Source organism: Leisingera sp. ABM4_103 (assembly GCF_056158685.1).
The window spans coordinates 1-12,087 of the sequence record NZ_JBSWTU010000005.1 but is presented as its reverse complement, the minus strand read 5'-3'; the positions used below and the strand labels follow the sequence as shown (position 1 = coordinate 12,087).

At 63.7% G+C, this 12,087-nt stretch carries 10 protein-coding genes; 4 read left to right on the top strand and 6 right to left on the bottom strand.

Annotated elements, in window-relative coordinates:
* Positions 1-167: 167 nt before the first annotated feature.
* The 4 genes from ACXAED_RS01720 (at position 168) to ACXAED_RS01705 (ending at position 5,722) form a co-directional block, all read left to right on the top strand.
* A complete protein-coding gene (locus ACXAED_RS01720) occupies positions 168-1,988 on the top strand; it encodes an ABC transporter ATP-binding protein (protein WP_475046415.1) in 1,821 nt (606 codons plus the stop codon).
* 3 nt (positions 1,989-1,991) lie between these two features.
* The gene (gene argE, locus ACXAED_RS01715) at positions 1,992-3,158 is read left to right on the top strand and encodes an acetylornithine deacetylase (RefSeq protein ID WP_475046413.1); all 1,167 of its coding nucleotides are present in this window, start codon (positions 1,992-1,994) and stop codon (positions 3,156-3,158) included.
* A gap of 200 nt (positions 3,159-3,358) precedes the next feature.
* Complete coding sequence (locus ACXAED_RS01710; protein ID WP_475046411.1) at positions 3,359-4,525, top strand: M20 aminoacylase family protein; 1,167 nt, start codon at positions 3,359-3,361, stop codon at positions 4,523-4,525.
* 33 nt (positions 4,526-4,558) lie between these two features.
* Positions 4,559-5,722: a M20 aminoacylase family protein gene (locus ACXAED_RS01705; RefSeq protein ID WP_475046409.1), complete on the top strand. Its 1,164-nt coding sequence runs from the start codon at positions 4,559-4,561 to the stop codon at positions 5,720-5,722.
* A gap of 324 nt (positions 5,723-6,046) precedes the next feature.
* On the opposite strand, the gene ACXAED_RS01700 is transcribed toward ACXAED_RS01705, so the two are convergent.
* The 6 genes from ACXAED_RS01700 to ACXAED_RS01675 all read right to left on the bottom strand — a co-directional run bounded on the left by ACXAED_RS01700 (position 6,047) and on the right by ACXAED_RS01675 (position 11,678).
* Positions 6,047-6,487, bottom strand: coding sequence for a c-type cytochrome (locus ACXAED_RS01700; protein ID WP_475046407.1), 441 nt, complete (start codon positions 6,485-6,487; stop codon positions 6,047-6,049).
* A gap of 14 nt (positions 6,488-6,501) precedes the next feature.
* Positions 6,502-7,785: a 6TM ABC transporter family protein gene (locus ACXAED_RS01695; RefSeq protein WP_475046405.1), complete on the bottom strand. Its 1,284-nt coding sequence runs from the start codon at positions 7,783-7,785 to the stop codon at positions 6,502-6,504.
* A 101-nt stretch (positions 7,786-7,886) separates the two neighbouring features.
* Positions 7,887-8,582: a copper-binding protein gene (locus ACXAED_RS01690; RefSeq protein ID WP_475046403.1), complete on the bottom strand. Its 696-nt coding sequence runs from the start codon at positions 8,580-8,582 to the stop codon at positions 7,887-7,889.
* Between the two features lie 41 nt (positions 8,583-8,623).
* A complete protein-coding gene (locus ACXAED_RS01685; protein ID WP_475046402.1) occupies positions 8,624-9,982 on the bottom strand; it encodes a multicopper oxidase family protein in 1,359 nt (452 codons plus the stop codon).
* Positions 9,983-9,996: 14 nt separating this feature from the next.
* Complete coding sequence (locus ACXAED_RS01680; RefSeq protein ID WP_475046401.1) at positions 9,997-11,457, bottom strand: TolC family protein; 1,461 nt, start codon at positions 11,455-11,457, stop codon at positions 9,997-9,999.
* Positions 11,457-11,678, bottom strand: a complete 222-nt coding sequence (locus ACXAED_RS01675) for a hypothetical protein (RefSeq protein WP_475046399.1) — start codon at positions 11,676-11,678, stop codon at positions 11,457-11,459. Before ACXAED_RS01675 ends, ACXAED_RS01680 begins: the two co-directional genes overlap by 1 nt.
* Between the last annotated feature and the right edge of the window lie 409 nt (positions 11,679-12,087).

Here is a 12,087-nt window from a genome sequence, read left to right as displayed (position 1 = left end):
GGCAACCACGGGGGTATCGAAAACCACTTCCCGGGAAATTGCAAATTCCAATTTCGAAAAGCCTATGCATTATTTGCATGAGCATTTTTGTGCAAAGTGGAGTTTACTCCGGGTGCTGAGGCCGCCATCTGTGGCTGGCCCGGGGAATGAAAGATAGGGAAGCCGTCATGCTCGACAACGCAATTGCGTCCATTCGAAATCTGCGCGTGGAGTTCCAGACCAAGGACGGTCCGGTTGTCGGTGTCGAGAATGTCTCCTTTGATGTAAGCCCGGGCGAAACCGTTTGTATCGTTGGTGAATCCGGTTCCGGTAAATCGGTCTCCTCGCTGTCGCTGATGCGTCTGGTGGAGTTCGGCGGCGGCGAAATCGCGGGCGGCGAGTTGCTGTTCAACCGCCGCGAGGGCGGCGAGACCAACCTCGCCACCTCCGAGCAGGAGATGATGAAGCAAATTCGCGGCAATGAGATCGGCATGATCTTCCAGGAACCGATGACGGCGCTGAACCCGGTGTTCACCGTTGGCCGCCAGCTGACCGAAGGTCTGCGCATCCACAAGAACATGTCCCAGTCCCAGGCTGAGGGGCGCGCGCTGGAGTTGCTGCGCCAGGTCCGCATCCCCGAGCCAGAGCGCCGCCTGAAACAGTACCCCCATGAACTGTCGGGCGGCATGCGCCAGCGGGTGGTGATCGCCATGGCGATGGCCTGCGAGCCGCGGCTCTTGATCGCTGACGAACCCACAACCGCGCTCGACGTCACCATCCAGGCGGAGATCCTGGCGCTGATGGACCGCTTGAAGCGCGAGACCGGCACTGCGGTGATGTTCATCACCCACGACATGGCGGTGGTCGCCCAGATGGCCGACCGCGTCGTGGTCATGTTCCGCGGCAACAAGGTTGAGGAAGGCCCGGTCGAGGAGATCTTCGAGAACCCCAAGCACGACTATACCAAGGCATTGCTGGCGGCAGTTCCGAAACTGGGCGAGATGCGCGGCAAGCAGTACCCCGAGCCGATGAAGCTGATGGGTGTCGAGGACCAGAAGATCGAGCCGATCAAGGGCACCGACGAGGTGCTGCTGGACGTGCAGAACCTGACCACCCGCTTCCCGGTCAAGGGCGGCCTCCTGCGCCGCACCATCTCCAACGTGCACGCCGTCGAAGACGTTTCCTTCAAGGTCTTCAAGGGCCAGACCCTGTCGCTGGTGGGCGAATCCGGCTGCGGCAAGTCCTCGGCCGGCCGCTCGATCCTGCGGCTGGTCGAGCCGCAGTCAGGCAAGGTGAATTTTGAGGGACGCGACGTTCTTAAGTTCAGCTCGTCCGAAATGCACAAGGCGCGCCAGGACATGCAGATGATCTTCCAGGATCCTTTTGCCTCCCTGAACCCGCAGATGCAGCTGATGGACCAGGTGGCAGAACCGCTCCGCAACTACGGCCTGGCCTCCGGATCCGAACTGCACGACCGCGTCGCCAGCCTGTTTGACCGGGTCCACCTGCCGCGCAGCTTCATGCGCCGCTACCCGCACGAAATGTCCGGCGGCCAGCGCCAGCGGATCGCCATTGCCCGCGCGCTCGCCCTGAACCCCAAGCTGATTGTCGCGGACGAGGCCGTCTCGGCGCTCGACGTGTCGGTGCAGGCGCAAGTCCTGAACCTGATGATGGAGCTGCAGGCGGAACTGGGCCTCTCGTTCCTGTTCATCAGCCACGACATGGCGGTGGTCGAGCGCGTCAGCCATCAGGTCGGCGTCATGTACCTGGGCCGCATCGTCGAACTCGGCCCGCGCGACCGCGTGTTCGAGAACCCGCTGCACGCCTATACCCAGGCGCTGATGAAGGCGGTTCCGATCGCCGACCCGCGTCAGCGGAAGTCGGAGAAGGAGCTGAACTTCAAGCCGATCCCGTCGCCGATCCACGAAGTGGGCTATGAGCCGGAACCGTCGGAATACCTGGAGCTGGAGCCCGGCCATTTCGTGCTGACCACTGACAGCGGATACTGATACATGGATGCCAAGCTGACGCCGCTGGAGATCATGCAAAAGCTGGTCTCCTTCCCGACGGTGAGCCGGGACACCAACTTGCCGCTGGTGGACTGGGTGCAGGAATATCTGGCCTTACACGGCATCGAAAGCCACCGCTGGGTGGACCCGGAGCAGCCGCACAAAGCCGCCGTCTTTGCCCACGTGGGACCGGTGGAAGAAGGCGCCGTGGTGCTGTCGGGCCATACCGACGTGGTGCCAGTGGACGGACAGCCTTGGGACACCGATCCCTTCACGGTGGTGGAGAAGGACGGCAAATACTTCGGCCGCGGCACCTGCGACATGAAGGGCTTTGATGCGCTCGCCATCTGGGCGCTGGTCGAGGCGCATGAGCAAGGTGTCAAACGCCCGCTGCAGCTGGCGCTGAGTTTTGACGAGGAGATCGGCTGCACCGGCGCGCCGCCGATGATCGAAGCCATGCAGCCCGTGCTGCCCAAAGGCTCCGCCGTGATTGTCGGGGAACCTTCGATGATGAAGGCGGTGACCGGCCACAAGGGTGGCACCGGCTATGCCACCCATCTGGTCGGGTTCGAGGTGCATTCCTCGCTCATGCACACCGGCGTCAGCGCCATCATGCAGGGCGCAAAACTGATCGACTGGGCCAACCAGCAGAACGCTCGGAACATGGTCAAGGAGCCGGGCGAGGTGCAGGCAATGTTCACCCCGCCCTGGACCACTTGCCACGTCGGCATGATCGAGGGCGGAACCGCTCATAACATCACCGCCAAGGACTGCCGCTTTATGATGGATTTCCGGGTGGTCCCCGGAGAGAATGCCTCCGATTGGGAAGCCGCCTATCTGCAGAAGGTGCGCGAGGTCGAGGCAGAGATGCAGGCGGTCCACCCGGACGCCCGGATTGACGTGTCCAAGCATTTCGACGTCCCCGGTCTGGTGCCGGAACAGGATGGCGAGGCCGAAGCGCTGGTGCGCGCCCTGACCGGCGACAACGGCTCCCATGTGGTCAGCTACGGCACCGAGGCGGGTCAGTTTCAGCAGGCCGGCTACTCCGCGGTGATCTGCGGTCCCGGTGACATCGCCCAGGCGCATCAGCCCAACGAGTACATCACCGTGGCCCAGTTCAACGCGGGCCACGCGTTCATGCGCGCGCTGGTCGGGAAGCTGCGGGCCTAGGCTGCGACACCTTGAAACCGGACGCATGATGCGCAGATTGATGCCAAGGGGGTGTACAGGAGGTGCACAGGGGGTGCACGCACGTCACCCCCGTTCCGACGGCTTCCGCCGCGTTCTGAAGGACCGGATACTTGCGAAGCTAAGTTTTTTCGCGGACAGTCTGCCGCAACGTGACCTGTAACAGTAAAGGGGAGGGGAAAATGCCGGCCAAGAACCGCTTTGCCGAGATGCACCAGGAGATCACGGCCTGGCGCCATCACCTGCACGAGAACCCCGAACTGATGTACGAGGTGCACCAGACCGCCGCCTTTGTGGTGGAACGGCTCAAGGAGTTCGGCATCACCGACATCACCACCGGCGTCGGCCAGACCGGCGTGGTGGCGGTGATCGAGGGCAAGACCAACACCTCGGGCCGTGCCATCGGTTTGCGCGCCGACATGGACGCGCTGCCGATCCCCGAGGCCTCGGGTGTGGACTATGCCTCCAAGACGCCCGGCGTAATGCACGCTTGCGGCCATGACGGCCACACCTCGATCCTGCTGGGGGCGGCCAAGTACCTTGCGGAGACACGGAATTTCGACGGCAAGGCGGTGCTGATCTTCCAGCCGGCCGAAGAAGGCGGCGCCGGCGGCAAGGCGATGTGCGACGACGGCCTGATGGACCGCTGGAGCATCCAGGAGGTTTATGGGCTGCACAATATGCCGGGCCTGCCGGTAGGCGAGTTCGCCATCCGCCCCGGTCCGCTGATGGCCTCATCCGATGAATTCACCATCACCGTTACCGGCAAGGGCGGCCACGCCGCCGCCCCGCATGAGGCGATCGATACGACGCTGGTTGCCTCGCAGATCGTGGTCTCGCTGCACTCGATCGTGTCGCGTAACGTGGACCCGGTCAAACGCGTGGTGCTGACCGTCGGCACCTTTGAGACCGACAGCACAGCCTCCAACGTGATTGCCCACACCGCCAAGCTGCAGGGCACCGTGCGCACGCTGGACCCGGAATACCGTGCCCAGGCCGAGGACTGGGTGCGCCGGGTCGCCGAAAGCACCGCAGCCGCCTTTGGCGCCACGGCCGAGGTCGAATGGGATCCGGGTTATCCCGTTACAATCAATGATGAAAACGGCACCGCCCATGCGGTGGAGGCGGCGCAGGCGGTCTCTGCCAAGGTTAATGCCGAAACCCCGCCGATCATGCCGTCCGAGGATTTCTCCTACATGCTGGAGCAGCGCCCCGGCGCCTATATCTTCCTCGGCAACGGCGACACCCAGATGTGCCACCACCCGGCCTATATCTTTGACGACGAAGCGATCCCGCTGGGATGCAGCTGGTTTGCCGAGCTGGTGGAACGAAGAATGCCCGCGGCCTGAGGCTGCGGGGAAAGACAACCAAAGGAGTGAGAAATGCCGGTCAAGAACCGCTTTGCCGAACTGCAGGATGAAATCACCGCCTGGCGCCGTGACATCCACGAAAACCCTGAAATCCTGTTCGAAACCCATCGCACCAGCGCGCTGGTGGCGGAGAAGCTGCAGGAGTTTGGCTGCGACGAGGTGGTGACCGGCATCGGCCGCACCGGCGTTGTTGGTGTGATCAAGGGCAAGGCGGACACTTCCGGCAAGGTGATCGGCCTGCGCGCCGACATGGACGCGCTGCCGATCCATGAGCAGACCGGGCTGGAGTATGCATCCAAGACCCCCGGCGCGATGCACGCCTGCGGCCATGACGGCCACACCGCGATGCTGCTGGGCGCGGCCAAGTACCTGTCGGAGACCCGCAATTTCGACGGCACCGTGGTGGTGATCTTCCAGCCCGCCGAGGAAGGCGGCGGCGGCGCCAAGGTGATGTGCGACGACGGTCTGATGGACCGCTGGGGTGTGCAGGAGGTTTATGGCCTGCACAACTGGCCGGGCCAGCCGCTGGGTTCCTTTGCCATCCGCCCGGGATCGTTCTTTGCTGCAACCGACCAGTTCGACATCACCTTTGAGGGCCGCGGCGGCCATGCTGCCAAGCCGCATGAGACCGTCGACACCACCGTTCTGGCCGCGCAAGCCGTGCTGGCGCTGCAGACCATCGCCTCGCGCAACGCCGATCCGGTGCATCAGATCGTGGTCTCCGTCACGTCCTTCGAGACATCCTCGAAGGCGTTCAACGTGATCCCGCAGAAAGTGCAGATCAAGGGCACCGTGCGTACCATGTCCAAGGAGATGCGCGACCTGGCCGAGAAGCGGATCAACGAGGTCTGCACCGGGATCGCGGCGACCTTTGGCGGCACTGCCGATGTCACCTATCACCGCGGCTATCCGGTGATGGTGAACCATGAGGAGCAGACCGAATTTGCCGCCAAGGTGGCGGCCAGCGTCTCCGGCTCTTGCGAGGACGCGCCGCTGGTGATGGGTGGAGAGGATTTCGCCTTCATGCTGGAAGAGCGCCCCGGCGCCTATATCCTGATGGGCAACGGCGATACCGCGATGGTCCATCACCCGGAGTATAACTTCAACGACGACGCCATTCCCGCGGGCTGCAGCTGGTGGGCGGAGATTGTTGAGCAGCGGATGCCGGCGGCCTGACCGGGGCAAGGGGAGGGGGCGGTATGCCCCCTTCCTGACCCTTCGGCTGAACTCACCGCTTAGGAATATCTCTGCGGCACTGCTGCTTGTGGCTGCTTCAAGAGGGTGGCGGAGGCTGGTTCCCGGAGGGCCGTTCCGGGAGCTGCTGTCGGGCAGCCTTCCTTGGGGAATGCCCGGCACGCGTTCGCGAAGTATCCTGCCGCCAGCCACGCATGTCAGCCGCCCGAACGCTGTTTTCCTCACGGCAGGGAAAGACACCCTCCGCAAAAGCCGGAGAAGTCCACCCACGAAGCTCTGCCTGCGCGAGACTGTTGTGCGCCCGGGTTAATCTATGTCATTTGCCCGCTGCAGCTCCCGCACGTAGCGGGTGATGCCTTTGACGTCGCCATCGGTCAGCCCTTGCTGAGCGGGCATGCTTCCGAAATCCCAATGATGCGCGCGCACGCCGTTGCGGACGGCGAGCAAAAAGGCGGCATCACCATGGTGCGAGGGCTCATAGATCTTGTGGACCAGCGGCGGTCCCATGCCGTTGCGCCCCGCAGCATTCTCTCCATGGCAATCGGCGCAGACCGCGTCAAAGGCGCGCTTGCCGATTGTCGCGGCCTCGCTCAACTCCGGTGGCAACTGAACCGCGGTGAGCGGCGCACCGGGCTCCAGAACAGAGCGTTGCGCGGTCGCATCGTTTCTGCCGGTGCTGTTGTACACAAAGAAGGCTGCTGCCGCTAACACGGCTGCTGCAACTGCGATGGCAATGGTTTTCCTCATGAGGTTCTTTTCTCCTACTGGGGGAATGAAATACCGATTTCGGCCGAAAATCTGCCTGGACTCTGCTGCCTTTCTCCGTTTGCCGGACCGGATGCCCCGCCTGACCGGAACGCGAAAGCGCGTATTTCCTGGTAGCGGATCCGCACGTCCTCGCTTTGCTGGTAGAAGCGGAACAGATCCTTCAGCGGAGAGGAGAACTCCTTGTGCGCTGACAGCATCGCCACCAGCGCGCCCAGCGAGACCCGTTCCTGCAGCACGAAATAGCCGCCCAAGGAATAGAAAAGGAACGGGGTGAGGGCAGTCAGGAAGTTGTTGATCGCCTTGGCCAGGAACTTCAGCCGGTGGATTTGCAGGCGCAGGTCCTGCAGTTGCCGGAAACTGCGCGCAACCGGCAGCGCGCCCCGCCCCGAAGCCCGCATGTCCCTGTCCAGGTTCTCACCAAGCAGTCGCATCTCGCGGATCCGTTTGCGGGACACTGCATTCACACGCCGCTGCAGCCGCGGCACGATGATCAGCTGCAGCGGAAGCACCGTCAGGGCTGCGGCGGCCAGGATCGGGTCCTGCACAAACATGAACAGAAGGATCGTCGCCAGCGTCCCGCCCTGCAGCAGCGGGACAGTCAGCAGTTCCGAGGCAAAGCCGCCGACTGGTTCAACCTCGGGGCCAAGAACCGGCATGATGGCCGGCTGGCGCTCCGCGGGCTGATCCCGCCGCCACTGGCGGTAGATGGCCAGCCGCAGCCGGCGCACGAAACTTTCGGCAACCCGGCCCTTGCGGATGTTCAGCCAGTATTTGTTGAGACCGTTGAGCGTGATGGCCGCCAGATAGGCGCCGCAGAGCAGAAACAGCAGCGAGACCTGCGAAACCTCGAAGCCCAGGACCGGGACCGCGGCTTCTGCGCCTTCGAAGACCCGGTTCACGATCTGCTTGGGCAGCTCAAGGGTCAGGTAAAGGATCGGCATCGCGGTCAGGCTGAGCAGAACCAGGACCGTTTGCTGCCGCCCGGTCGTGCGCAGGATATGGCGTGGCAGCCCCGGCTCCAGACCGCCTGCCGGGAACTGGGGCGGCACAAACGGTGCCGCCCGCCGCAGAAACCGCTGGCGCAGCAGCCAGGCGGCCTGGCCTGCCAAGGTCAGCACAAGCAGCGCGGGCGCCAGCACCAGAACCAGATGCATCACCGGATGCAGCCATCCGGGTGCGGTATCATCATACCAGAACCCGAAAGCGCCCGCGGCGTCGTGTGTGAGAGTATGCAGATCCAGCATCGCGGGAATGATTGCCTGTTGTCTGATGTTCACCAGCGGCGCCGGAACGTTAGTGTTCTTCTGCTTCTAGGGTCTGGCAGGAACCGCTGGGGTTTGACAAAGGCGGAGGCCGGCATTCCGGCCTCCGCCGCCGGTTATTTCAGCGCCGTCACGGTCAGCTTGCCGTTGACCCGCTCGGCGACGAACTCGATGCTCTTGCCTGCCTCCAGCTGGTCAAGCATTGTTGCATCCGCAACCCGGAACACCATGGTCATCGCAGGCATTTCCAGATCGACCAGCTCCTCGTGCTTGATAGTGACTTTGCCGGACTTGGCGTCGACCTTCTTGACCGTGCCCGCAGTGAAGGTGCCGCCGCCTTCGAGCACCGCAACCGGCCCGGACATGCCGGATTCGTAGTGGCCGGGGATCAGGCAGGCGAACTCAAAAGTGCCGGGATTGGTAAAGGTCCAGACGATTTCCCCGCTGGCACCCGGATCCAGGCGCACCGAATTGGGGTCGTCATGCTCCATGTCCATCTTGGCCATCAGCTCCTTGTGGTGGACATTGCGCTCAGGCGTGTCCAGCACGAACTCATGCTCCAGTTCGCCTTCGTTGGTGATCATGAATTTGACCGTCTCGCCTTTGGCAAAAGAAAAGCTGGACGGCTCGAAGATCATGCCGCCGTCGTCGGTCTCCTTCATGGTGACGGCGATTTCCCGGTCCGCGTGGGCCGCCTCGCCCGGTTTGCCGACCTCCATTTCATCATGGTGGCCGCCGCCGTGGGTGCCGCCTGCAAAAGCCGGCGACGCGGATAGAGCTCCAATCAGGGCTGCCGATAGGATCTTGTTCATGTGTGTCTCCTCATCAGGTTTGGTTGGGTGCCAGGGGCCGGTCAGCCCTTGGCAGTTGGTTTCGGGGTAATGCGGGTTTGCGCGTCTTCTGCGCGGGCCAAGTCCGGCAGTTCGCCGGTCCACTCATAGGCCTGGGTGCCGGGCGGGTTTTCGTACCAGCCGGGATCGCTGTAGTCGTTTGCATCAATGCCTTCGCGCACCTTCACGACCGAGAACATGCCGCCCATTTCCAGCGGCCCGTGCGGGCCCCAGCCGGCCATCATCGGCACGGTGTTGTCTGGCAGCGGCATCGACATCTCGCCCATGTCGGCCATGCCTGCGGTGCCCATCGGCATGTATTCCGGCTGCAGATTGCGGATCTGGCCGGTCAGCTTGCGCTTGTCGGTGCCGATGAACGTCGGCACGTCGTGGCCCATCGCATTCATCGTGTGGTGCGACTTGTGGCAGTGGATCGCCCAGTCGCCCGGATGCACCGCATCAAATTCGTAGGCACGCATGGCACCAACCGGAATGTCGATCGACACCTCCGGCCAGCGGGCGCTCTCTGGCACCCAGCCGCCATCGGTGCATGTGACCTCGAAGTCATAGCCGTGCATGTGGATCGGGTGATTTGTCATGGTCAGGTTGCCGGTCCTGACCCGCACCCGGTCGCCCTGGTTCACCACCAGCGGGTCGATGTCCGGAAAGATCCGGCTGTTCCAGCACCACAGGTTGAAGTCCGTCATCTCCATCACCCGCGGCACATAGGAGCCGGGGTCGATATCGAAGGCGTTGAGCATGATCAGGAAGTCCCGGTCGACGCGCATGAAGGCCGGATCCTTGGGATGCACGATGAACATGCCCATCATGCCCATCGCCATCTGCACCATCTCATCCGCGTGCGGGTGGTACATGAAGGTGCCGGATTTGATCAGGTCGAACTCATAGACAAAGGTCTTGCCCGGCGGGATGCCCGGATGGCTGAGCCCTCCGACCCCGTCCATGCCCGAAGGCAGGATCATCCCGTGCCAATGCACCGAAGTATGCTCCGGCAGCTTGTTGGTCACGAAGATGCGGACCCGGTCGCCCTCCACCGCCTCGATGGTGGGGCCGGTGGACTGGCCGTTGTAGCCCCACAGGTGGGCGATCATGCCGTCGGCCAGCTCCCGCTCGACCGGTTCGGCGACCAGGTGGAACTCCTTCACGCCGTTGTTCATCCGGAACGGCAGGGTCCAGCCGTTCAGGGTGACCACCGGGTTGTAGTCCGGGCCGGTGGAGGGGGCCAGCGGCGGCTGGGTTGCCGCGGTATCCATGCTGGCGGCCTCGGGCAGGCCCATGTTGGCGGTCTTGCCCCAGGCCTGGCTGGACACCAGTGCAGCACCTGCGGCGCCGGCCCCAAGCATTTGACGTCTGTTCATCATGTCATTTGATCCTTTCAATGGCCTGCGCCGCCGCCAGCAGCGATTTCCGCGCTGCCGCCCTGCGGGGCTGAGCCGGAACCGCCGCCGTAAATCGCGGCGCTGACATTTGCCTGAGCCAGCCAGAAGTCGCGCTTGGCGTTGGCCGCTTCCAGCGAGCCCGCCAGTTTTTCGCGCACATCGGTCAGCAGTTCGAAGGTGCTGGTGATCATGCCATTATAGCTGAGAAGCCCTTCCTCCTCGATCGTCCGGCGCAGCGGCACCAGCACGTCGCGGTAGTGGCGGGCGATTTCGTATGAGGAGTAGTAGGCCAGCTCTGCGCTGCGGGCCTCGGAGCGGACATTCACCGCCCGTTCCGCCAGCGCATTGGCGGCCTGCATGTAAGACAGCTCCGCCTTGCGCATCCGCGCCTTGCCGGTGTCGAACACCGGGATGACGAATTCCAGCTCAAGCTGCGGCAGGGTCTCGGTTTCCGTTTCCCCGTCCTCCCGCTCACGCTCGGACTCGACCCCGGCTATCAGCTCCAGATCGGTGACAAGCCGGGTCCGGTCGGTCAGGCCAAAGGCCCGAGCCTGCGCTTCCAGCCCCAGCTTGGCCACTTGCAGGTCCACCCAATTCTGCAGCGCCGCCTTTTCAATGGCCGGCACTTTGCTCAGCGACTTGGGCAGGGGCGGCAGCGCGTCGGGCACATAGTAATTGGCGTCGCTGCCCCACAGGCCCATCAGCCGTGTCAGCTCTTCTTTCGCAAGCTGCGCCTCCAGCCGGGCGCGGGCGACCTGGCCTGCAAGCTCCGCATTGAACGCAAACTCCCGCGCCTGGCCCGCCTTGTTCAGCGCGCCGGTCCTGCCCAGCTGGCTGGCCAGCTCGGCCCCCGCCGCAGCCGTCCCGCTAGCCTGGCGCAGGTAGCTCAGCCGCTCAAACGCCGCTACGGCATTGATCCAGGCCAGCCGGGTCTGCCCAGCCAGCGCCAGCGTATCGTTCACCGCGTTCAGCTGCGCCTGCTGGAACTGCGTCTCAGCCACGGCAACGCGCTGCTTGCGGGTCTTCACGTCCAGCAGGTTCACGGCGATAGTGGATTCCAGCGCCCGGTACAGGCCCAGTTCCGGTGCCCCGATCCCCAAGAGGCCAATCGAGACCACCGGGTTTTCCGGCGTCATCTGCTGCCAGGCCTCCGCCGCCGACAGGCCGACCGCGGCGTAAGATGCTTGCAATCCCTTGTTGTTCAGAAGCGCCGCCTGCACCGCGGTGTCGGCAGAGATCGTCTGGCCATGCACCATCTGCCGGACTTCCTTGGCCAGCGCTGCGTTCTGGGCTTGTGTCTGGGTAAAGGCCGTGCGTTTGCCTATCGCGGCCGAGGTCTGGCTGGCGACCTCCTGAAACCCGGCCTGCGGGCTGGTGTATTTTTCCGGCACCGCAGCCGAACAGGCGGCCAGCACCAGGGGAGACGCCAAGAGGACGCGCCGGGTTTTCACTGTCATCAGTGGGTCTCCTGCGGCTTGTTAACACCGCGCCAGGACGCCGGGCCGCTGGGCGTGTGGTTTTCAAATCCCCGGAAGGGAGACTGGTAATTCAGGGACCGGTAGGGGCCGGAAGGCGCCGCAGCATGCTGCAGGGCGGCGGTATCGGGCAGCGCCGCTGGCGATTTGGCGCACGCCCCCAGCAGCAGGGCGCCCGCCCCGGCCAGAAAGAGAGATTTCATGTGATTTTCCTGAGAAATATCTGAACGGCTCCTGCCTACGGATGCAGGAGTTAGTAACGGGCCGTTAAAAACGGTTCAGATGTCTCAGGCTCTTGGAGGACGCAGCAGAGCGATCTGCTCCTGTGACGGCAGCTGCGAATTCACTTGCTTCCAGCGCACAGGCTGCGTCAGGGAGATTTCTTCTGTGTGCAAGGAAAGAACCGCAACCGCCATGCAAGCGCCTGAGCAGCAATTGCCGGTGTCGGCATTCTGGGGGGCGTCATGGCCAGTGTGCGCGCCGGTCCAGGAAACATGATGCGATGCGGCTGGCATGGCTGCACCGGCATGGCTTTCCCCGGAAGGCGAAACTGCGGCACTGCCATGATGGCCTGCAATCGGATGCGCGGCGGAGGGCAGCGCAAATCCCAGC

Coding starts and splice junctions, on each gene's coding strand:
- ACXAED_RS01690 (WP_475046403.1), bottom strand. CDS start 8,582: ATGAACAAGATCCTATCGGCAGCCCTGATTGGAGCTCTATCCGCGTCG.
- ACXAED_RS01675 (WP_475046399.1), bottom strand. CDS start 11,678: ATGAAATCTCTCTTTCTGGCCGGGGCGGGCGCCCTGCTGCTGGGGGCG.
- ACXAED_RS01680 (WP_475046401.1), bottom strand. CDS start 11,457: ATGACAGTGAAAACCCGGCGCGTCCTCTTGGCGTCTCCCCTGGTGCTG.
- ACXAED_RS01685 (WP_475046402.1), bottom strand. CDS start 9,982: ATGATGAACAGACGTCAAATGCTTGGGGCCGGCGCCGCAGGTGCTGCA.
- ACXAED_RS01710 (WP_475046411.1), top strand. CDS start 3,359: ATGCCGGCCAAGAACCGCTTTGCCGAGATGCACCAGGAGATCACGGCC.
- ACXAED_RS01705 (WP_475046409.1), top strand. CDS start 4,559: ATGCCGGTCAAGAACCGCTTTGCCGAACTGCAGGATGAAATCACCGCC.
- argE (WP_475046413.1), top strand. CDS start 1,992: ATGGATGCCAAGCTGACGCCGCTGGAGATCATGCAAAAGCTGGTCTCC.
- ACXAED_RS01720 (WP_475046415.1), top strand. CDS start 168: ATGCTCGACAACGCAATTGCGTCCATTCGAAATCTGCGCGTGGAGTTC.
- ACXAED_RS01700 (WP_475046407.1), bottom strand. CDS start 6,487: ATGAGGAAAACCATTGCCATCGCAGTTGCAGCAGCCGTGTTAGCGGCA.